This window comes from Pseudomonas sp. NY15374 (genome assembly GCF_048068255.1).
In the GTDB taxonomy this organism is placed as follows: domain Bacteria; phylum Pseudomonadota; class Gammaproteobacteria; order Pseudomonadales; family Pseudomonadaceae; genus Aquipseudomonas; species Aquipseudomonas machongensis.
In genome coordinates this window covers 125,575-146,068 of record NZ_JBLUPZ010000004.1, presented here as the reverse complement: position 1 = coordinate 146,068, position 20,494 = coordinate 125,575, and the positions used below count along the sequence as shown (strand labels likewise).

Below are 20,494 nucleotides of genomic sequence, written 5' to 3'. Positions count from 1 at the left end.
CCGACTCTTGCGAGCCGGGGCTTTTTCATGTCGCTACAACAGGATCAGCCGTTGAACACGTCATCCACGCTCTTGAGCGGGTAGTGCTTCGGATACGGCAGGGTCGCCACACCGGATTCGATGGCGGCCTTGGCCACGGCATCGGAAACGACGGTGATCAGGCGAGCGTCCAGCGGCTTCGGAATGATGTACTCGCGGCCGAACTCCAGACCTTCAACGCCGTAGGCCTCGCACACTTCCTTCGGAACCGGCAGCTTGGCCAGGTCTTTCAGGGCGATAGCGGCGGCAATCTTCATCTCTTCGTTGATGCGCTTGGCGCGAACGTCCAGGGCACCACGGAAGATGAAGGGGAAGCCCAGAACGTTGTTGACCTGGTTCGGGTAGTCGGAACGACCGGTGGCCATGATCACATCGCTGCGGGTGGCGTGGGCCAGCTCTGGAGCGATTTCCGGATCCGGGTTCGAGCAGGCGAACACGATCGGGTTGGCAGCCATCGACTTCAGGCCTTCCGGGCTCAGCAGGTTCGGGCCGGAGAGACCAACGAACACGTCAGCGCCTTCCAGCGCGTCAGCCAGGGTGCGCTTGTCGGTGGCGTGAGCGAACTGCGCCTTGTACTGGTTCAGGTCGTCGCGGCCAGCGTGGATGACACCGCTGCGGTCGATCATATAGATGTTCTCGACCTTGGCGCCCATGCTGACCAACAGCTTCATGCAGGAGATGGCGGCAGCGCCAGCACCCAGGCAGACGATCTTGGCGTCTTCGAGCTTCTTGCCTGCGATTTCCAGGGCGTTGATCATGCCGGCGGCAGTCACGATGGCGGTGCCGTGCTGGTCATCGTGGAAGACCGGAATGTCGCACTGTTCGATCAGGGTACGCTCGATCTCGAAGCACTCAGGTGCCTTGATGTCTTCGAGGTTGATGCCACCGAAGGTGATGGAGATGCGGCGAACGGTGTCGATGAAAGCCTGTGGGCTTTCCGACTCGACTTCGATGTCGAACACGTCGATACCGGCGAAACGCTTGAACAGAACACCCTTGCCTTCCATGACTGGCTTGGAGGCCAGCGGGCCGAGGTCACCCAGGCCGAGGATGGCAGTACCGTCGGAGATCACAGCGACCAGGTTACCCTTGCCGGTGTATTTGTAGGCCAGCTCTGGATCACGGCCAATTTCGCGTACCGGCTCGGCGACGCCTGGGCTGTAGGCCAGGGCAAGGTCACGGGCGGTGGCGGTTGGCTTGGAGAGTTCGACGCTCAGTTTCCCCGGGCGAGGTTGAGCGTGATATTCGAGAGCGGCGGTTTTCAAGTCTGACATGGTGGGCATTCCGCTTGTTTACTGTTCTGACGGACCGCCGAGGATACGCAAAGAGCCGGGAGGCGACAAGACTGCCCGGTCACATGTGTCAAGGCCCTTGGCCTACGACTTTACGCTACAACCCGCGGGGCTTACGGCCTTGAGTGTGTACAATCCAAATCAATAATGTCTACAACTATTTTTTCACCGAAACCTGTTCCAACATGCTCGGATCGCTCAGCGGCAACAGCCAGCGTCGCTGCCCAGGCTTGAGCCCGCCCTTGCGGGAACGGTCCAGCACCCAGCCGCGCGCCTCAAGCTGACGCCCCTTGAGATTATCGAAGAAACCGTCGGGGAAGGCGCGTTGCAGACGAGCGGGAACCTGCAGCACCACAGCCTCGTCAAGCTCCAGCCAGACGCCTCCTCGATTGTGATCGATCGCGCTCACCCTGCCGCCGATCACAGCGAAGCCGGATTGCCTCAGGCGCCCCGCTGCGATGACCGGCGACTGCCGCCAGAGCCCGAGCCTACCTGTGCGTGCGGCCTGCTCGGCCTGTTGCTGGCAGCCGACCAGACGCACGTTGGGTGCCACCGCAACGCGATAGGCCAAGCCTTCACTGAGCAACTGCGCCTCAAGATTGTCGCCATTACGGCCATAGATGTGCGCCAAGGTGCGCCCGTACTTGTCCCTGGGCTCCACACCCGGCACCAGCCCCACCCGGCCATCACTGGCCTGCACCAGTGCCTCCAGCCGTCGCCTGGCCGCTTCGGCATAGGGTTCGCTGGTGCGACCTTTGCGCCCGATCTCAGGTGCATTGATGCCAATCAGCCGCACGCTGCGGCCATCCCCCAGACGCACGGTATCGCCATCGACGACCTGACGCACCGTCACTGGCTGCACGGCCTCGGGCACCGGGCAGAAGGCCTGCGCGGGAACATGCCAGATTGCGCCCACAAAAAAGGCGCCCACGAGGGGCGCCTTCTTTTGCAGCAATGCGAAACCCGAAGGGCTCGCCGTGCGCATGATTACTTCTTGGTACCGAACATACCGAAGCGATCGGCGAACTTCTGTACGCGACCACCGGTGTCCAGGACTTTCTGCTTACCGGTGTAGAACGGGTGGCAGAGGTTGCAAACGTCGATCGCCAGGGTGTTGCCCAGGGTCGAACGGGTTTCGAATTTGTTGCCGCAGCTGCAGGTGACAGCAACTGCTTCGTAGTTCGGATGAATATCGGCTTTCATGGTCACTTCCTCGAGCTGCGTGCCGCCACCCAACACCAATTGTTGAATACCGCACGTAATTAGGCGGCGAATAATACCAGACCGTCAGGCCAGCGCAAGTTGTCGCTTGCACCGGCCGTCGTCTGCTAGGCTCGTGCGATTCCCGACCAGCTACGAAGACCTGCCGCGTGTCCGACGTCATCCTGCGCCTTGCCCTGCCCTCGCCCCTGCGTCGCTTGTTCGACTACCGGGCCCCGGCCGCCATGGCACGCCAGCAACTGACACCCGGCATGCGCATCCGCGTACCGTTCGGCCGTCGCGAGATGATCGGCGTGCTGGTGGAGGTCTGCGAGCAGAGCGAAGTCCCCGCCGACAAGCTCAAGCCAGCGAGCATGCTGCTCGACCCGGTCTCGCCGCTGCCTCCGGCACTGTTCAAGCTGTGCCTATGGACCGCCCACTACTATCAGCACAGCCTGGGCGACACCCTGAGCTGGGCATTGCCGGTGTTGCTGCGTCAGGGCGAAGCAGCCGAAGTGCGCCAGGAGCGTTTCTGGCATGCGACCCCCGGCGCGCGTCTGGACGACCCACGTATCGCCCGGGCACCGCGCCAGAAAGAGGCCTTGCAGACCCTCGCCCAGCACCCTCATGGCGTAGCCCACAGCGTGCTGGCCAAACTCGGCTTGAACAAAGATAGCCTCGACCTGCTGCTGGCCAAGGAACTGGTGCAGGTCGAGGTGCGCCGGCACCTGCCGGCGCCACGCCATGACCGCTGGCTGGCCCAGCCGGAACTGCCGCTCAACGAGGAGCAGAGCGCTGCCTTCCAGGCCGTGCGCGCAGGCTTCGGCAGCTTCCACGCCTTCCTGCTGGCCGGTGTCACCGGCAGCGGCAAGACCGAGGTCTACCTGCAGCTGATTCGCGAAACCCTGGAGGCCGGCAAGCAGGCACTGATCCTGATCCCCGAGATCAACCTCGGCCCGCAGACCCTGGCGCGCTTCGAGCAGCGCTTCAATGCCCGCATCGCCCTGCTGCACTCGGCAGTCAACGACCGCGAGCGCCTAGATGCCTGGCTCGCTGCCCGCGATGGCGAGGCCGACATCATCATCGGCACACGTTCGGCACTGTTCACGCCCATGAAGAACCCGGGCCTGATCATCATCGACGAAGAGCACGACGGCTCCTACAAACAACAGGAAGGGCTGCGCTATCACGCCCGCGACCTGGCCGTGGTCCGCGCGCACCAGGAGAACATCCCGATCCTGCTGGGCTCGGCGACACCTTCACTGGAAAGCCTGCACAACGCCCACAGCGGGCGCTACGGCCTGCTGCGCATGAACCAGCGCGCCGGCGGCGCCCGCCCGCCGCGCTTCATGCGCCTGGATGTGCGCAGCCTGCCGCTGGACAGCGGCATCAGTGGCCCACTTCAACAGGCGATCGGCCAGACCCTGGCAGCCGGCCAGCAAGTGTTGGTGTTCCTCAACCGCCGCGGCTTCGCCCCGACGCTGCTGTGTCACGACTGTGGCTGGCTGTCGGAGTGCCCACGCTGCGATGCACGCATGACCGTGCATCAGCGCTCCGGCGTACTGCGCTGTCACCACTGTGGTTACGACGAGCGCCTGCCCCTGCAATGCCCGCAATGCGCCCATGTCGACCTGCGCCCGGTCGGCGCCGGAACCGAGCGCGCCGAAGAGCGCCTGAAGACCCTGTTCCCCGATTACCCAGTCCTGCGCGTGGACCGCGACAGCACGTCGCGCAAGGACGCCATGCACCACCTGTTCACCACCATCCAGCGCGGCCAGCCGAGCATTCTGGTCGGCACCCAGATGCTGGCCAAGGGGCATCACTTCCCGCGGGTAACCCTGGTGGCCATCCTCGATGCCGATGGCGGACTGTTCTCGGGTGATTTCCGCGCCAGCGAGCGAATGGCGCAGCTGATCGTCCAGGTCGCAGGCCGCGCCGGGCGGGCCGAGGAGCCTGGAAAGGTGATCGTGCAGACCCACCTGGCCGAGCATCCACTGCTGGTGCAACTGACCGAGCAAGGCTATTTCGCCTTCGCCGAGCAAGCCCTGAGCGAGCGGCGCGCCGCCGGCCTGCCGCCCTTCTCGCACCTGGCCCTGCTGCGCGCCGAAGCGCACAAGCCAGGGCAGGCGGAAGCCTTTCTCGACGAGGCCTGCGCCGCCGCCGAAGGTGTGCTGGCAGAGCAGGGCTTGAGCGGCATCGAGCTGCTCGGCCCGGTACCAGCCCCCATGGAGCGCCGCGCTGGTCGTTTCCGCGCGCAGCTGTTGATCCAGGCCAATGCCCGGGCGCCGCTGCATCGACTGATCAGTAGCTGGTTGCTAGTGTTGGAACAGATGCCGTCGGGGCGGCAAGTGCGCTGGTCGCTGGATGTGGACCCGGTCGATCTCTACTGAATCCCTGAAAGCCAGCGCTATCCTGAGCGAGCCGTAAAGGTTGGCAATCAAGCCCCGGCCACGGATAATGTTCCGTTTTTCCACCTGCGCATCGAAGCGCTGCACCGCGCTTGCGGTCGAAAAGAGAACCCGATGAAAGACACCATTCGCCAGCTGATCCAGCAAGCCCTCACCCAACTCGTCAACGAAGGTGTGTTGCCTGAAGGCCTGACGCCGGCGATCCAGGTGGAAAACGCCCGCGACAAGACCCACGGCGACTTCGCCAGCAACATCGCCATGATGCTGGCCAAGCCGGCAGGCATGAAGCCGCGCGACCTGGCCGACAAGCTGATCGCCGCCCTGCCTGCCAGCGCCGACATCAGCAAGGTCGAGATCGCCGGCCCCGGCTTCCTCAACTTCTTCCAGAACACCGACGCCCTGGCAAACCGCCTGGAGGCGGCACTTGCAGATGCCCACCTGGGCGTGCGCAAGGCCGGCGCAGCGGAAAAAGTGGTCATCGACATGTCGGCGCCAAACCTGGCCAAGGAGATGCATGTCGGCCACCTGCGCTCGACCATCATCGGCGACAGCGTCGCGCGCGTGCTGGAATTCCTCGGCGACGAGGTGATCCGCCAGAACCACGTGGGCGACTGGGGCACCCAGTTCGGCATGCTGCTGGCCTACCTGGAAGAAAACCCCATCACCAGCGACGAGCTGTCGGACCTGGAAAACTTCTACCGCGCGGCGAAGAAGCGCTTCGACGAATCGGAAGACTTCGCCAACCGCGCCCGTGGCCTGGTGGTCAAGCTGCAAGCTGGCGACCCCGAGTGCATGGCGCTGTGGACGCGCTTCAAGGATATCTCGCTGTCGCACTGCCAGAAGACCTACGAACTGCTCAACGTCAAGCTGACCATGGCCGACGTGATGGGCGAAAGTGCCTACAACGCCGACCTCGCCAACGTAGTCGCCGACCTCAAGGCCAAGGGTCTGCTGGTCGAAAGCCAGGGCGCGCAGTGCGTGTTCCTGGAAGAGTTCAAGAACACCGAAGGCGAGCCGCTGCCGGTGATCGTGCAAAAGGCCGACGGCGGCTACCTGTACGCCACCACCGACCTGGCTGCGGTGCGCTACCGCAGCAATGTGCTCAAGGCCGATCGCGCCCTGTACTTCGTCGACCAACGCCAGGCGCTGCACTTCAACCAGGTGTTCGAAGTGGCGCGTCGCGCCGGCTTCGTCGGGCACCCGATGAAAATGGAGCACATGGGCTTCGGCACCATGAACGGCGCCGATGGCCGTCCGTTCAAGACCCGCGACGGCGGCACCGTGAAGCTGATCGACCTGCTGAGCGAAGCCAAGGAGCGCGCCTATGCGCTGGTCAAGGAAAAGAACCCGAGCCTGGCCGAGGACGAACTGCGCCACATCGGTGAAGTGGTCGGGATCGGCGCGGTGAAGTACGCCGACCTGTCCAAGCACCGTACCAGCGACTACAGCTTCAACTTCGAACTGATGCTCAACTTCGAAGGCAACACCGCGCCCTACCTGCTTTACGCCTACACCCGCGTGGCCGGTGTGTTCCGCAAGCTGGGCAAGGGCTTCGACGAAGTCGAGGGCGACATCGTGCTGCAGGCTGCCCACGAGCAGGACCTGGCGGCTCGCCTGGCACAGTTCGGCGAAACGCTGAACAACGTCGCCGAAAAAGGCACCCCACACGTGCTGTGCAGCTACCTCTACGACCTGGCCGGCCTGTTCTCCAGCTTCTACGAGAACTGCCCGATCCTCACCGCCGAAACCGTCGAACAGCAGCAGAGCCGCCTGCGTCTCGCCGCGCTGACCGGCCGTACTCTCAAGCAGGGCCTGGAGCTGCTCGGCCTGGAAACCCTGGAGCGCATGTAAGTTGGCTGCCAAGAAAAAACCCGCGCCCAAGCGCGGCGCCAGCCGTCACCAGCCACCCGCCAAACAGCCGATCCCGGGCTGGGTGTGGCTGGCGGTCGGCCTGACCGTAGGTGCATTCATTGTCTTCCTGATGAAGCTCGAGCCCGGCGGCGATGACATCAAGCGTGCCAAGCCTGAACAGCAGAAGCCCGCCAAGGTCGCCGAGGCGGCCAAAGGCAGCACGCCGACCACGCCGCAGCCGATCAAGCCCAAGTACGACTTCTACACCCTGCTGCCAGAGTCGGAAGTGATCGTGCCGCCTGAAGCGGTGCCGGAGAAGACGCCGCCCGTGCCGGCCCAGCCGGTCACGCCGGTCACTCCTGCCGAAGCCGCGAAGATCGACACGGCCCGAGCCCAGGCTGCGCTGTCGGGGCAGACGCCACCACCGGCTCCACCAGTGATCAAGCCTGCAGCGACCACGCAGTTCTTCCTCCAGGCCGGTTCGTTCCGCAAGGAAGCCGATGCCGACAAGGTACGTGCGCAGATCATCCTGCTCGGCCAGGTGGTCAAGGTGGAATCGGGGACGGTGAAGGAAGAAACCTGGTACCGCGTACTGGTCGGTCCGTTCAGCAACCGTGAACAACTGACCGTGGCACAGAAGCAGCTGGCCGGAGCAGGTTTCAGCAACCTGCTGCTGCAGCAGCGACAGACCCGCCAGTAACGAAAAAGGCCTTGCCGCACTGCGACAAGGCCTTTTTTCTGATGGAGTCAGCGCTGCCTGCCATTGACCTCGGACACCTGGGTGTTGAGGGTCCAGAAGTCATACAGCACGCCAATCAGGAACAGGCCGCCGGTAAACAGGTAGATCAGTGCGCTGATCCACTTGCCCTGGTAAAGCCTGTGAATGCCGAAAATACCCAGGAACGTCAGCAGCACCCACGCCACGCTGTAGTTCACCGGCCCTGGTTGGAACCGCAGGTCAGCCTCGCGGTCCATGGACGGGATCAGGAACAGGTCGATCAGCCAGCCGATACCCAGCAAGCCCAGCGTGCAGAACCAGATCGTCCCGGTGATCGGCTTGCCGTAGTAGAAACGGTGCGAGCCGGTGAAGCCGAAGATCCACAGCAGGTACCCGATGACCTTGCTGTGTGTGTCATGAAGCGGCGCACCCTGTTGATACGTATTCATTCAAAACCCTCGTGGGATAGCCGAAAATTTTCTAACGAAAAATGTGACTTTTTCGTTTTGCCCCGACGTATGGTACCCAGCCACACGACCAACGGATCAGATTTTGATCAAAAAGCTGTTATAAAGTTGCGCGCCAACATCTATAAACATCCATAAAGAGCTTCAACTATGCCGCCTTTCTTCAAGACATGGCTGACCCTCTGCCTATTGTTACCCCTGGCCGCCCACGCCACCAACCGTGAGCAACGACTTCCCAACGGATTCACTGGCTACACCTCCAACGCCGATGTTTCCGTGAAACGCACCCCCGCCAAGCAGGTCAGCCTGCGTGCGCGTCCGGCAAATGCCGCGAAGAACCACGCGCTGAAAGTGGCGGCGATGTCGCCCAAGCAGAGCAGCGAAGTACTCAGCCGCGCCGTCAACGTGCTCGGCACGCCTTACCGCTGGGGCGGTAGCACGCCTGGCAAGGGCTTCGACTGCAGCGGCCTGGTCAAGTACGCCTTCAACGATGTCGCCGACGTCGATCTGCCACGCACCTCGAACGCCATGGCCCAGGGGCATGGCGTGAAAGTGGCGCGGGATGACCTCAAGCCCGGCGACCTGATCTTCTTCAACATCAAGAGCCGTCGGGTCAATCACGTTGCCATCTACCTGGGCAACGACCGCTTCATCCACGCGCCGCGCACCGGCAAGCGGGTGAGCATCGACAGCCTCGAGAAACCGTACTGGCAGAAGCATTATGTGGTTGCCAAGCGCGTGCTGCCCAAGGAGCAGGAGGCGCTGCGGCTGGCCAAGCGTTGATGTAGGTTTCTCTCTCTGGCTTCTTCGCGGGCAAACCCACGAAGAGGCCAGCAGTTTCACCCTGCCCCGTCGATCACTCCCCGCTTCATCAACGCCTGCATCGCCCCTTCCATCGTCACCATCCCCTGCGCCGTGCCGGTCTGCATCACCGACTGCAACTGCGCCATCCGCCCTTCGCGAATCAGGTTGCGCACCGCTGGCGTCGCCACCAATACCTCCCGCGCCGCCACCCGGCCACCACCCACCCGACGCACCAGCACCTGCGCCACCACCAGACGCAACGACTCGGCCAACATGGCGCGCACCAGCGGCTTCTCTTCGGCGGCGAACACGTCCACCAGACGATCGATGCTGCTCGCCGCTGTTCGCGTATGCACCGTGGCCAGCACCAGATGCCCGGTCTGCGCCGCTCGCAGCGCCAGACGAATGGTATCCAGATCACGCAATTCCCCGATCATGATCACATCCGGATCCTGGCGCAGGGCACTGCGCAACCCCTGGGCAAAATCGCGACTGTGGCGGCCGATCTCGCGCTGAGTGATCAGGCAGCGCTCGGCGCGGTGCACGAATTCGACCGGATCTTCCAATGTGAGGATGTGGTTTGAGCGCTCACGATCAAGCTGCGCGATCAAAGCAGCCAGTGTGCTGGACTTGCCACTGCCGGTCGGACCACCCACCAGCACCAGGCCATCACGGCACTGGGCAATGACTCGATACACTTCCATGAGGTCGAGTTCTTCGACCGTTGGCACCTGTGCAGGTATCAGCCGCAGGCTTGCGGCCAACCCCCGATACTGCCGGTACAGGTTCAGACGAAAACGGCCAAGCCCAGGCAGATCAAGGGCCAGATCGATTTCCTCAGCCGCCGGCCACAGGCGCCGCTGATCAGCTTCGAGCCAGGGCGCCAAGCCTTTCTCGATCATTTCGCTTTGCAAGGCAGGCAACGCCAGGCGCTGCAATTCGCCATCCAGGCGCCACAGCGGCGCCTCGCCCGCAGCCAGGTGCAGGTCCGAAGCCCCCGCTGCCACGGCCCGGGCCAACAGGTCGGTCACATCCATGAGACTCCCCAAAGGCCATCAAGCAGGTAGAATGCCGCACACCACTGAGCTGCCGGCATCGATCCATGTCCACCCTAGCAGACAACCTTCGCGCTATCAGCGAACGCATCGACAACGCGGCCCGAGCCGCTGGACGCGACACCGCCAGCGTACACCTGCTGGCCGTGAGCAAGACCAAGCCCGCCACCGCCATTCGCGAAATCCACGCCGCTGGCGTACGCGACGTCGGCGAGAACTACCTGCAGGAAGCCCTGGCCAAGCAAGATGAATTGCGTGACCTGCCCTTGATCTGGCACTTCATCGGCCCCATCCAGTCGAACAAGACCAAGGCCATTGCCGAACACTTCGACTGGGTACACAGCGTGGATCGCCTGAAAATCGCCCAACGCCTGAGCGAGCAGCGCCCCAGCGGCCTGCCAGCGCTGAACGTCTGCCTGCAGGTGAACGTCAGCGGCGAAGACAGCAAATCGGGCTGCACCCCGGCCGATCTGCCGGCACTGGCCCAGGCCGTGGCCGAACTGCCCAACCTGCGTCTGCGCGGGCTCATGGCGATTCCCGAGCCCAGCGACGACCGCGCCACCCAGGAGGCCGCCTTCGCCCGCCTGCGCCAGTTACAGGAAAACCTGGGCCTTGGCCTGGACACGCTGTCCATGGGCATGAGCCACGACCTGGAAGCAGCCATCGCCCAGGGTGCGACCTGGGTCCGTATCGGCACCGCCCTGTTCGGCGCCCGCGACTACGGCCAGCCCTGATTCCATGCTTTACTCACTCTCTCCTTCAAGGACCTGACATGAGCAAGACTCGTATTGCCTTCATCGGCGCCGGCAACATGGCCGCCAGCCTGATCGGCGGCCTGCGCGCCCAGGGCCTGGACGCCGCGCAGATCCGCGCCAGCGACCCGGGTGCCGAGACCCGCGCCCGGATCAAGGCCGAGCACGGCATCGAAACCTTCGAAAGCAACGCCCAGGCCATCGATGGCGTGGACGTGATCGTGCTGGCGGTCAAGCCACAGGTCATGAAAGCCGTGTGCGAGACCCTGAAACCAACCCTGGCGCCGGGCCAACTGGTGGTCTCCATCGCTGCCGGCATCACCTGCCAGAGCCTGCAGAGCTGGCTGGGCGAAATCCCGGTGGTGCGCTGCATGCCCAACACGCCATCGCTGCTGCGCCAAGGTGCCAGCGGCTTGTACGCCACCGCTCAGGTCTCCGGCGAACAACGCCAGCAGGCAGAGCAACTGCTGACTGCGGTCGGCACCGCCCTGTGGCTGGAACAGGAGCAGCAGCTGGACGCCGTGACCGCGGTCTCCGGCAGCGGCCCGGCGTATTTCTTCCTGCTGATCGAGGCCATGACCGCTGCCGGCGAGAAGCTCGGCCTGCCGCGTGAAACCGCCTCGCAACTGACCCTGCAGACTGCCCTGGGCGCCGCGCACATGGCGGTTGCCAGCGATGTCGATGCCGCCGAACTGCGCCGCCGCGTCACCTCGCCCGCCGGCACGACCGAAGCGGCGATCAAGTCGTTCCAGGCCAACGGTTTCGAGGCCATCGTCGAGCAGGCGCTGCAGGCTGCGGCCACGCGCTCCGCCGAGCTGGCCGAACAATTGGGCAAATAAGGAGCTGTCGATGAATGCACTGTCCGACGCCGCGATCTTCGTGGTGCAAACCCTGGTCAGCCTGTACCTGGTGATCGTCTTGCTGCGCTTCGTGCTGCAACTGGTCAAGGCCGACTTCTACAACCCGCTGAGCCAGTTCGCCGTGCGCGCCACCCAACCGCTGCTCGAGCCAATCCGCCGGGTCATTCCCAGCATCGCTGGCCTGGACACCTCTTCGCTGCTGCTGGCGATCGTGATCCAGGCGCTGCTGATGGCCTTCGTGCTGATGGTCACCTACGGCACCTTCGGCGACATCCTGCACCTGCTGATGTGGGCGATTCTCGGCATCACCTCGCTGTTCCTGAAGATTTTCTGGGTCGCGATGATCGTCATGGTGATCGTCTCGTGGGTCGCGCCGAACAGCCACAACCCCGCCGCCGAACTGGCCTACCAGATCAGCGAGCCAGTGCTGGCGCCGTTCCGCCGCCTGGTGCCCAACCTCGGCGGCATGGACATTTCGCCGATCTTCGCCTTCATCGCCATCCAGGTGATCCAGTCGTTCCTGATGCCACAACTGGCTGCCTATGCCGGCATGCCGGAACAGCTGTGGCGAATGATCTGAACCACCGCGTCATCCAGCGGCAGCCTTTGCTTGCCGCTGGGGGTAGCGCTCTTTAGACTTACGCTTCCGTCAAGCGTGAGCAGGGTCGATGTCCACTGTCTTTCCCGAAGATTCCGTCGGTCTGGTAACCCCCCAGATCGCCCGGTTCGATGAACCGCTGGCCCTGGCCTGTGGCCGCGCGCTGGCCTCGTACGAACTCATCTACGAAACCTATGGCCAGCTCAACGCCAGCGCCAGCAATGCCGTGCTGATCTGCCACGCACTGTCCGGTCACCACCACGCCGCCGGCTACCACGCTGCCACCGACCGCAAGCCGGGCTGGTGGGACAGTTGCATCGGCCCGGGCAAGCCGATCGACACCAACCGCTTCTTCGTGGTCAGCCTGAACAACCTCGGCGGCTGCAATGGCAGCACCGGCCCGAGCAGCCTCAACCCGGCTACCGGCAAGCCCTATGGCGCGGATTTCCCGGTTCTGACCGTGGAAGACTGGGTACACAGCCAGGCCCGCCTGGCCGATCGCCTCGGCATCCAGACCTGGGCCGCCATCGTCGGCGGTAGCCTGGGCGGCATGCAGGCGCTGCAGTGGACCATCACCTACCCCGATCGCGTACGCCACTGCGTGGACATCGCCTCGGCGCCCAAGCTGTCGGCACAGAACATCGCCTTCAACGAAGTGGCACGCCAGGCCATCCTCACTGACCCCGAGTTCCACGGCGGTTCGTTCCAGGACCAGGGCGTGATCCCCAAGCGCGGGCTGATGCTGGCGCGCATGGTCGGGCACATCACCTACCTGTCCGACGACTCGATGGGCGAGAAATTCGGCCGGGAGCTCAAGAGCGACAAGCTCAACTACGACTTCCACAGCGTCGAGTTCCAGGTCGAGAGCTACCTGCGCTACCAGGGCGAGGAGTTTTCGGGGCGCTTCGATGCCAACACCTACCTGCTGATGACCAAGGCGCTGGACTACTTCGACCCGGCCGCCGCCCACGATGGCGACCTGGCCGCCACGCTGGCGCATGTCACCGCGCATTACTGCATCATGTCGTTCACCACCGACTGGCGTTTCTCGCCAGCACGCTCGCGAGAGATCGTCGATGCCCTGATGGCTGCGCGCAAGAACGTCTGCTACCTGGACATCGACTCGCCCTACGGCCACGACGCCTTCCTCATCCCGACCCCGCGCTACATGCAGGGTTTCGCGAACTACATGAACCGCATCACCCTCTGAGGACCGCATGAGAGCCGACCTGGAAATCATCCACGACTGGATCCCCGCCGGCAGCCGGGTACTCGACCTGGGCTGCGGCAATGGCGAACTGCTGGCCTCGCTGCGTGATCGCAAGAACGTCACCGGCTATGGCCTGGAGATCGACGCCGACAACATCGCCGAGTGCGTGAACAAGGGCGTCAACGTCATCGAGCAAGACCTGGACAAGGGCCTGGGCAACTTTGCCAGCAACAGCTTCGACGTGGTGGTCATGACCCAGGCCCTGCAGGCCGTGGAATACCCCGACCGCATTCTCGACGAGATGCTGCGGGTAGGCCGCCAGTGCATCATCACCTTCCCCAATTTCGGCCACTGGCGCTGCCGTTGGTACCTGGCCACCAAAGGACGCATGCCGGTGTCAGACTTCATGCCCTACACCTGGTACAACACCCCGAACATCCACTTCTGCACCTTCCAAGACTTCGAGAACCTGTGCCACGAGCGCAATGCCAAGGTGCTCGATCGCCTGGCCGTCGACAACCGTCACCGCAACGGGTGGGGCGGTCGGCTTTGGCCTAATCTTCTGGGAGAGATCGGCATCTATCGGGTCAGCAGTCCTGGGCTGCAGGAGCACCAGGTCGCGGTCTGATCCACCTATCGGAGGAATGGCACCATGCGTCGTCTCGCTCTCTTGCTGATCAGCCTGTGCCTGGCCTGGCCAGTGCTGGCTGCCGACGCCGCCCGTCCCGAGCGCAAGCAGGACTTCGGCGACGTCACGGTGCACTACAGCGCCTTCACCTCGAGCATGCTGCAGCCGGACATCGCCGCAGCCACCGGCCTTGTCCGCAGCAAGAATCAGGGCGTGCTCAACATCGCTGTGCTCAAGGCCGGCAAGCCTGGCACGGCGGTGGTCAGCGGCACGGTCAAGGACCTCACCGGCCGCAGCAGCCCGCTGTCGTTCAGGCAGATCACCGACCAAGGTGCGGTGTACTACATCGCCCAGTTCAAGATCGCACAGGCTGAAACCCTGACCTTCGACCTCAATATCGAAACCGGCGGCCTCAGCCACACACTCAGCTTCAACCAGGAAGTGTTCCCAGGCGAATGATGAATTTCCAGCAACTCGTATTGGCCAGCCACAATGCCGGCAAACTGAAAGAGCTCCAGGCCATGCTTGGCGGCTCCGTGCAACTGCGCTCGATCGGCGAATTCAGCCAGGTCGAGCCGGAGGAGACCGGCCTGTCGTTCGTCGAGAACGCCATTCTCAAGGCCCGCAACGCCGCGCGCCTTTCCGGTTTGCCGGCACTGGCCGACGACTCGGGCCTGGCGGTGGACTTCCTGGGCGGCGCACCGGGCATCTACTCGGCTCGCTACGCCGACGGCAAGGGTGATGCGGCGAACAACGCCAAGCTGCTCGATGCCCTGAAGGACGTGCCCGAGGAGCAGCGCGGCGCGCAGTTCGTCTGCGTCCTGGCCCTGGTGCGCCATGCCGACGACCCTCTGCCGATTCTCTGCGAAGGCCTGTGGCACGGTCGCATCCTGTTCGAGGCCAGCGGCGACCATGGCTTCGGCTACGACCCACTGTTCTGGGTACCGGAGCGCAACTGCTCCAGCGCCGACCTCGCACCGCTCGAGAAGAACCAGCTCAGCCATCGCGCCCGCGCCATGGCCCTGCTGCGTCAGCGTCTGGGCCTGGCATGACCGAACAGCCGTCCCTGCAGCCGGCGGGCCTGATCCTTCCAGAGCGCCCGCCGCTGTCGCTGTACATCCACATCCCCTGGTGCGTGCGCAAGTGCCCCTATTGCGACTTCAACTCGCACCAGGCCGGCCCGACGCTGCCCGAAGACGACTACATCGACGCCCTGCTCGCCGACCTGGACCAGGAACTGCCTGCGGTGCAGGGCCGCCCGATCAGCACGATCTTCTTCGGCGGCGGCACGCCAAGCCTGTTCAGTGCCGCCTCGCTGGGGCGCCTGCTGCAAGGCATCGAGCAACGGATCCCGTTCGCCCCGGACATCGAGATCACCCTCGAAGCCAACCCCGGCACCTTCGAGCAGGACAAGTTCAAGGCCTACCGCCAGACCGGCATCAACCGTCTATCCATCGGTGTGCAGAGCTTCCAGCCGAGCAAGCTCGAAAAGCTCGGGCGCATCCACAACGGCGATGAGGCCGTGCGCGCTGCAGACATGGCCCGCGCAGCAGGTTTCGACAACTTCAACCTGGACTTGATGCACGGCCTGCCGGACCAGTCGCTGGACGAGGCGCTGGGTGACCTGGGCCAGGCCATCGCACTCGCGCCTACGCACTTGTCGTGGTACCAGCTCACCCTGGAACCGAACACCGTATTCTGGAACCAGCCGCCCGAACTGCCCGAGGACGACATCCTCTGGGACATCCAGGAGGCCGGCCAAGCGTTGATGGCCGAACATGGCTACCACCAGTACGAAGTTTCGGCCTACGCTCAGCCAGGACGCGCAGCACGGCATAATCTCAACTACTGGCGCTTTGGCGACTTCATCGGCATCGGCGCGGGGGCGCATGGCAAGCTGTCGTTCCCGGACGGGCGTATCCTGCGCACCTGGAAGACCCGCCTGCCCAAGGACTATCTCAACCCGGCGAAGCCCTTCAAAGCCGGCGAGAAGCTGTTGCCCGCCGATGAGTTGCCGTTCGAATTCCTGATGAATGCCCTGCGCCTGACCGATGGCGTGGAGGCCGAACTCTTCACCCGACGCACCGGCCTGCCGCTGGCACAGTTGGCAGAAGCACGCCGTGCTGCCGAACAAAAGGGCCTACTGCAGGTCGAACCCGATCGACTGGCGGCGACACCGCGGGGCCAGTTGTTCCTCAACGACCTGCTGCAGTACTTCTTGAATTAAGGATGACCCATGGACCTGGTACTTGACCTGCTCTCGACCGTTTCCCGCTGGAGCCGCAGCAACCTGTCAGAAATTTCGCTGGCGCTCGTGGGGTGCTTGCTGGTGTTGTTCGGCACCGACCTCAAAGGCTGGGTCGACCAGCGCCTGGGTGGCCTCGCTGGCGCCCTGCGCGTACCTTTCATGGCGCTGCTGGTGATGATCGGCAGCGGCGCGGCGCTGATCTATGCCACGCCCTGGGTGGTGAAGGCGCTGGCGCAATTCAACAACTATGCGCTGGCGCCGGTGCTGCTGGTGGTGCTGGTGCTCATCGGCGTGGTGGCGGATCGTCGCGGTTAACCCACGCGTACAGGCCAGCCAAATGAAAAACGCCCTTCTCAGGGCGTTTTTTCGATCAGTCCAGCTTCTCGAACTTCAAATCCCAGACGCCATGCCCGAGCCGCTCGCCGCGACGCTCGAACTTGGTGATCGGCCGCTCTTCAGGCCGCGGCACGTAAGCGCCGTCAGCCGCCTGGTTACGGTAGCCCGGCGCGACCTTCATCACGTCCAGCATGTGCTCGGCATAGGGCTCCCAGTCGGTGGCCATGTGGAACACACCGCCGACCTTGAGTTTGCGCCGTACCAGCTCGGCGAACTCGGGCTGGACGATGCGGCGCTTGTGATGGCGCGCCTTGTGCCAAGGATCGGGGAAGAACAGCATCAGGCGATCGAGGCTGTTGTCGGCCACGCAGCGGTTGAGCACCTCGATGGCATCGCAGTCGTACACCCGCAGGTTCTTCAGCCCTTGAGTCAGCACGCCGTTGAGCAGCGCGCCAACACCCGGGCGGTGCACTTCCACGCCAATGAAGTCCAGCTCAGGCGAAGCAGCGGCCATCTCCAGCAGGGAGTGCCCCATGCCGAAGCCGATCTCCAGGGTGCGCGGCGCCGAGCGGCCGAACACCTGGTCATAATCCACCGGGCTGTCGGCCAGGGGCAGGATAAACAGCGGGCCACCCTGATCAAGGCCACGTTGCTGGCCTTCGGTCATGCGGCCTGCGCGCATCACGAAACTCTTGATGCGGCGGTGCGGGCGCTCTTCGCCTTCAGCGGTGATCGGCGTTTCTTGCGATTCAGTCATCAGGGGCTCTTACTTGATCAGACCATCCAGCGGCGACGAGGCGCTGGCATAGAGTTTCTTCGGCATACGCCCGGCCAGATAGGCCATGCGACCGGCGACGATGGCGTGCTTCATCGCTTCGGCCATCAGCACCGGCTGCTGGGCGTGAGCGATAGCGGAGTTCATCAGCACGGCCTCGCAGCCCATTTCCATGGCGATGGTCGCGTCGGAGGCGGTACCTACACCGGCGTCGACCAGTACCGGCACCTTGGACTCTTCCAGGATGATCTGCAGGTTGTAGGGGTTGCAGATCCCGAGCCCGGTACCGATCAGGCCCGCCAGCGGCATCACGGCGATACAGCCGGCTTCGGCCAGTTGACGGGCGATGATCGGATCGTCGCTGGTGTAAACCATCACGTCGAAACCGTCCTTGACCAGCACTTCGGCAGCCTTGAGGGTTTCGATCACGTTGGGGAACAGAGTCTTCTGGTCGGCCAGCACTTCCAGCTTCACCAGGTTGTGGCCATCGAGCAGCTCACGGGCCAGGCGGCAGGTGCGTACGGCTTCGACGGCGTCATAGCAACCGGCGGTGTTCGGCAAAATGGTATAGCGGTCCGGCGGCAGCACATCGAGCAGGTTCGGCTCGCCCGGGTTCTGGCCGAGGTTGGTACGGCGCACGGCGACGGTGACAATTTCGGCACCCGAGGCTTCGATGGCCAAGCGGGTTTCTTCCATGTCACGGTACTTGCCGGTGCCGACCAGCAGGCGCGACTGGAAAGTGCGTCCGGCCAGGGTGAAGGGCTTGTCGCTACGAACGTTGCTCATCGTTGTTCCTCTGGAAAGGTTGCGGGACTTGCGGGTGGGGCACGGCAGAAGCGTCAGCCGCCACCGATGGCGTGGACCACTTCGACCTGGTCACCCTCGTTCAACAGGGTGCTTTCGTGCTGGCTGCGCGGCACGATGTCCAGGTTCAGCTCCACCGCCACACGACGCCCGACCAGCTCCAGCCGGCCCAGCAGGGCCGCGACGCTCTCGCCCGCAGGCAGTTCGTAAGGTTCACCGTTCAGTTGAATGCGCATGCGCACGGCCACCATCGTTCATTGGGGCCCGCATTCTAGCCCCGATCAGCCTTGCAACCCAAGGGCGACACACGCCATTAGTCGCGATTCCCGACCGCCTGGTCAGCCCAGGCGCCAGGCTGCCAGCCCCAGGCACAGCCAGCCGGCGAGGAAGCACAGGCCGCCGATGGGGGTGATGATGCCAAGCTTGCCCAACCCGGTGAGGGTCAGCACGTAAAGGCTGCCGGAGAACAGCAGGATACCGACTGCGAACAGCCCGCCCGCCCATCCGACCAGACGCCCCGGCAAGTGCACCGAAAGCAGCGCGACCGCCAGGATCGCCAGGGCGTGGACCAGTTGATAAGTGACGCCGGTGTGGAAGATCGCCAGGTAATCGGCGGTAAGACGGTTCTTCAGGCCGTGTGCGGCAAAGGCACCCAGGGCCACACCCGTAAAGCCAAAGAACGCGGCGAGCATCAGGAAGCTGCGAAGCATGGGACGACTCCTCGAGAGGGGTCTGTATAATGGCCCGTTCCATCGGTCCGGCCAAGCTATCGACATGCTGTCATCCCTGATCCGCCGTCTCGCCCGCGCACTGCTCTGGTTCGCCGCCGGCAGCATCGTGCTGGTGCTCGTGCTGCGCTGGGTGCCACCACCGGGCACTGCGTTGATGGTCGAACGCAAGGTGCAGTCCTGGTTCAGTGGCGAGCCGATCGACCTGCAGCGCGACTGGACGCCCTGGGACGAGATCTCCGACGAGCTCAAGGTGGCCGTTATCGCGGGCGAGGACCAGCACTTCGCCAACCACTGGGGTTTCGACATTCCCGCGATCCAGGCGGCGCTGGCACATAACGAGCGCGGCGGCAGTATCCGCGGCGCCAGCACGCTCTCCCAGCAAGTGGCGAAGAACCTGTTCCTGTGGTCGGGGCGCAGCTGGTTTCGCAAAGGTCTGGAAGCCTGGTTCACTAGCCTGATGGAGCTGTTCTGGTCGAAGGAGCGGATCCTCGAGGTCTACCTCAACAGCGCCGAATGGGGTCCGGGCGTATTCGGCGCCCAAGCAGCGGCGCGCTATCACTTCGGCGTCGATGCCAGTCGCCTCACTCGCCAACAGGCCAGCCAGCTCGCTGCAGTGCTGCCCAGCCCGATCAAGTGGAGCGCCAGCCGCCCGAGCACCTATGTCGCCAGCCGGGCGGGATGGATTCGACGACAGATGAGCCAGCTCGGGGGAACCAGTTACCTGATGCAGTTGGAGAGCGCACGCAAGCCTTGATGCGCTTGCAGTCCCATGCGACCAACAAAAAGCCGCCTGCCCCGCGAGGGACAGGCGGCTTTTCAGTCAGGGCGCCGATCAGATCGTGATCAGTGCCTTGACCTTGCTCATCGCGTTCTTCTCGAGCTGACGAATCCGCTCGGCCGATACACTGTACTTCTCTGCCAGCTCGTGCAGCGTGGCCTTTTCCTCGGCCAGCCAGCGCTGATAGAGAATGTCGCGACTGCGCTCATCCAGGCCACTGAGTGCCTCGTGCAGGTTGCTGTTGGAGTTGTCGTTCCAATCGGCATCCTCGAGCTGCATGGCAGGATCGTAGCGGTGATCCTCAAGGTAGTGCGCAGGCGACTGGAAGGCGCTGTCGTCGTCGGCATCGGCTGCCGGATCGAAGGCCATGTCCTGACCGCTCAGGCGGCTTTCCATCTCGCGCACCTCCCGAGGCTCGACGCCCAGGCTTTCGGCGACACGGTGCACTTCATCGTTATTCAGCCAGGCCAGACGCTTCTTCTGGCTGCGCAGATTGAAGAACAGCTTGCGTTGCGCCTTGGTGGTGGCGACCTTGACGATACGCCAGTTACGCAGGATGAACTCGTGGATCTCTGCCTTGATCCAGTGCACGGCGAAGGACACCAGGCGCACGCCCATCTCGGGGTTGAAGCGCTTGACCGCCTTCATCAGGCCGACGTTGCCTTCCTGGATCAGGTCAGCCTGGGCCAACCCGTAGCCGGCATAGCTGCGGGCGATATGTACGACGAAACGCAGGTGGGCCATCACCATTTGCCGAGCGGCCTCAAGATCCTGCTCATAATAGAGACGCTCGGCCAGTTCACGCTCCTGCTCGACCGTCAGCAGCGGAATGCTGTTGACCGTGTGCACGTAGGCTTCCAGGTTCGCACCGGGCACCAGGGCATAGGCAGGTTGCAACGAAGTGGTCATTCAAGTACCTCCGACTCACTGGACTCGTGCC

Annotated in this window: 24 protein-coding genes; 14 read left to right on the top strand and 10 right to left on the bottom strand. The window is 63.8% G+C overall.

Annotated features, from left to right (window positions below; translation table 11 throughout):
* Window positions 1-44: 44 nt before the first annotated feature.
* From ACNFHO_RS11550 to rpmE, 3 genes are all read right to left on the bottom strand, one after another.
* A complete protein-coding gene (locus ACNFHO_RS11550; protein WP_054891184.1) occupies window positions 45-1,313 on the bottom strand; it encodes a malic enzyme-like NAD(P)-binding protein in 1,269 nt (422 codons plus the stop codon).
* A gap of 175 nt (window positions 1,314-1,488) precedes the next feature.
* Complete coding sequence (locus tag ACNFHO_RS11545; protein WP_112899419.1) at window positions 1,489-2,316, bottom strand: thermonuclease family protein; 828 nt, start codon at window positions 2,314-2,316, stop codon at window positions 1,489-1,491.
* A gap of 2 nt (window positions 2,317-2,318) precedes the next feature.
* Window positions 2,319-2,534 (bottom strand): 50S ribosomal protein L31, encoded by a 216-nt coding sequence (gene rpmE, locus ACNFHO_RS11540; RefSeq protein ID WP_054891182.1) that lies wholly within the window; start codon window positions 2,532-2,534, stop codon window positions 2,319-2,321.
* Window positions 2,535-2,701: 167 nt separating this feature from the next.
* On the opposite strand from rpmE, the gene ACNFHO_RS11535 reads away from it, so the two are divergent.
* From ACNFHO_RS11535 to ACNFHO_RS11525, 3 genes are all read left to right on the top strand, one after another.
* Window positions 2,702-4,921, top strand: a complete 2,220-nt coding sequence (locus ACNFHO_RS11535; protein WP_112899420.1) for a primosomal protein N' — start codon at window positions 2,702-2,704, stop codon at window positions 4,919-4,921.
* Between the two features lie 132 nt (window positions 4,922-5,053).
* Window positions 5,054-6,790 carry an arginine--tRNA ligase gene (gene argS, locus ACNFHO_RS11530; RefSeq protein ID WP_054891180.1) on the top strand — a complete coding sequence of 579 codons (1,737 nt, stop codon included), beginning with the start codon at window positions 5,054-5,056 and terminating at the stop codon, window positions 6,788-6,790.
* Between the two features lies 1 nt (window position 6,791).
* Entirely contained in the window at window positions 6,792-7,490 is a 699-nt protein-coding gene (locus ACNFHO_RS11525) for an SPOR domain-containing protein (RefSeq protein ID WP_054891179.1), read from the top strand.
* Window positions 7,491-7,537: 47 nt separating this feature from the next.
* Here ACNFHO_RS11525 and ACNFHO_RS11520 read toward each other — a convergent pair whose 3' ends face one another.
* Window positions 7,538-7,957 (bottom strand): NINE protein, encoded by a 420-nt coding sequence (locus ACNFHO_RS11520; RefSeq protein ID WP_063541615.1) that lies wholly within the window; start codon window positions 7,955-7,957, stop codon window positions 7,538-7,540.
* Window positions 7,958-8,125: 168 nt separating this feature from the next.
* On the opposite strand from ACNFHO_RS11520, the gene ACNFHO_RS11515 reads away from it, so the two are divergent.
* Window positions 8,126-8,758, top strand: coding sequence for a C40 family peptidase (locus tag ACNFHO_RS11515; RefSeq protein WP_054891178.1), 633 nt, complete (start codon window positions 8,126-8,128; stop codon window positions 8,756-8,758).
* A gap of 56 nt (window positions 8,759-8,814) precedes the next feature.
* Here the strand turns inward: ACNFHO_RS11515 and ACNFHO_RS11510 are convergent, their stop codons facing one another.
* The gene (locus tag ACNFHO_RS11510; protein WP_416766328.1) at window positions 8,815-9,816 is read right to left on the bottom strand and encodes a type IV pilus twitching motility protein PilT; all 1,002 of its coding nucleotides are present in this window, start codon (window positions 9,814-9,816) and stop codon (window positions 8,815-8,817) included.
* A 65-nt stretch (window positions 9,817-9,881) separates the two neighbouring features.
* Between ACNFHO_RS11510 and ACNFHO_RS11505 the strand changes: the two genes are divergently transcribed.
* The 9 genes from ACNFHO_RS11505 to ACNFHO_RS11465 all read left to right on the top strand — a co-directional run bounded on the left by ACNFHO_RS11505 (window position 9,882) and on the right by ACNFHO_RS11465 (window position 16,445).
* The gene (locus ACNFHO_RS11505) at window positions 9,882-10,568 is read left to right on the top strand and encodes a YggS family pyridoxal phosphate-dependent enzyme (protein WP_063541619.1); all 687 of its coding nucleotides are present in this window, start codon (window positions 9,882-9,884) and stop codon (window positions 10,566-10,568) included.
* Window positions 10,569-10,606: 38 nt separating this feature from the next.
* Window positions 10,607-11,425, top strand: coding sequence for a pyrroline-5-carboxylate reductase (proC, locus tag ACNFHO_RS11500; RefSeq protein WP_054891175.1), 819 nt, complete (start codon window positions 10,607-10,609; stop codon window positions 11,423-11,425).
* Window positions 11,426-11,435: 10 nt separating this feature from the next.
* Complete coding sequence (locus ACNFHO_RS11495) at window positions 11,436-12,026, top strand: YggT family protein (RefSeq protein ID WP_416766325.1); 591 nt, start codon at window positions 11,436-11,438, stop codon at window positions 12,024-12,026.
* An 88-nt stretch (window positions 12,027-12,114) separates the two neighbouring features.
* Complete coding sequence (gene metX / locus ACNFHO_RS11490) at window positions 12,115-13,254, top strand: homoserine O-succinyltransferase MetX (protein WP_054891173.1); 1,140 nt, start codon at window positions 12,115-12,117, stop codon at window positions 13,252-13,254.
* Window positions 13,255-13,261: 7 nt separating this feature from the next.
* Complete coding sequence (metW, locus tag ACNFHO_RS11485; RefSeq protein WP_112899423.1) at window positions 13,262-13,882, top strand: methionine biosynthesis protein MetW; 621 nt, start codon at window positions 13,262-13,264, stop codon at window positions 13,880-13,882.
* A 24-nt stretch (window positions 13,883-13,906) separates the two neighbouring features.
* The gene (locus ACNFHO_RS11480) at window positions 13,907-14,341 is read left to right on the top strand and encodes a DUF4426 domain-containing protein (protein ID WP_063541623.1); all 435 of its coding nucleotides are present in this window, start codon (window positions 13,907-13,909) and stop codon (window positions 14,339-14,341) included.
* Window positions 14,338-14,934 (top strand): RdgB/HAM1 family non-canonical purine NTP pyrophosphatase, encoded by a 597-nt coding sequence (rdgB, locus tag ACNFHO_RS11475; protein ID WP_054891170.1) that lies wholly within the window; start codon window positions 14,338-14,340, stop codon window positions 14,932-14,934. The genes ACNFHO_RS11480 and rdgB overlap by 4 nt, the downstream gene beginning before the upstream one ends.
* Window positions 14,931-16,109 (top strand): radical SAM family heme chaperone HemW, encoded by a 1,179-nt coding sequence (gene hemW / locus ACNFHO_RS11470; protein WP_416766323.1) that lies wholly within the window; start codon window positions 14,931-14,933, stop codon window positions 16,107-16,109. Before rdgB ends, hemW begins: the two co-directional genes overlap by 4 nt.
* Before the next feature lie 9 nt (window positions 16,110-16,118).
* Window positions 16,119-16,445 carry a DUF3392 family protein gene (locus ACNFHO_RS11465; protein ID WP_054891168.1) on the top strand — a complete coding sequence of 109 codons (327 nt, stop codon included), beginning with the start codon at window positions 16,119-16,121 and terminating at the stop codon, window positions 16,443-16,445.
* Between the two features lie 55 nt (window positions 16,446-16,500).
* Here the strand turns inward: ACNFHO_RS11465 and trmB are convergent, their stop codons facing one another.
* The 4 genes from trmB to ACNFHO_RS11445 form a co-directional block, all read right to left on the bottom strand.
* On the bottom strand, window positions 16,501-17,223 hold the full coding sequence (gene trmB / locus ACNFHO_RS11460; protein ID WP_054891167.1) for a tRNA (guanosine(46)-N7)-methyltransferase TrmB: 723 nt from the start codon (window positions 17,221-17,223) through the stop codon (window positions 16,501-16,503).
* A 9-nt stretch (window positions 17,224-17,232) separates the two neighbouring features.
* The gene (locus ACNFHO_RS11455; RefSeq protein ID WP_008092966.1) at window positions 17,233-18,027 is read right to left on the bottom strand and encodes a thiazole synthase; all 795 of its coding nucleotides are present in this window, start codon (window positions 18,025-18,027) and stop codon (window positions 17,233-17,235) included.
* Window positions 18,028-18,080: 53 nt separating this feature from the next.
* Window positions 18,081-18,281 carry a sulfur carrier protein ThiS gene (thiS, locus tag ACNFHO_RS11450; RefSeq protein ID WP_054891258.1) on the bottom strand — a complete coding sequence of 67 codons (201 nt, stop codon included), beginning with the start codon at window positions 18,279-18,281 and terminating at the stop codon, window positions 18,081-18,083.
* Between the two features lie 102 nt (window positions 18,282-18,383).
* Entirely contained in the window at window positions 18,384-18,755 is a 372-nt protein-coding gene (locus ACNFHO_RS11445; RefSeq protein WP_054891165.1) for a DUF423 domain-containing protein, read from the bottom strand.
* Window positions 18,756-18,819: 64 nt separating this feature from the next.
* Here ACNFHO_RS11445 and mtgA point away from each other — a divergent pair, with 64 nt between their 5' ends.
* Window positions 18,820-19,530, top strand: coding sequence for a monofunctional biosynthetic peptidoglycan transglycosylase (gene mtgA / locus ACNFHO_RS11440; RefSeq protein ID WP_416766321.1), 711 nt, complete (start codon window positions 18,820-18,822; stop codon window positions 19,528-19,530).
* Between the two features lie 78 nt (window positions 19,531-19,608).
* Here mtgA and rpoH read toward each other — a convergent pair whose 3' ends face one another.
* A complete protein-coding gene (rpoH, locus tag ACNFHO_RS11435; protein ID WP_063541627.1) occupies window positions 19,609-20,463 on the bottom strand; it encodes an RNA polymerase sigma factor RpoH in 855 nt (284 codons plus the stop codon).
* Window positions 20,464-20,494 lie beyond the last annotated feature (31 nt).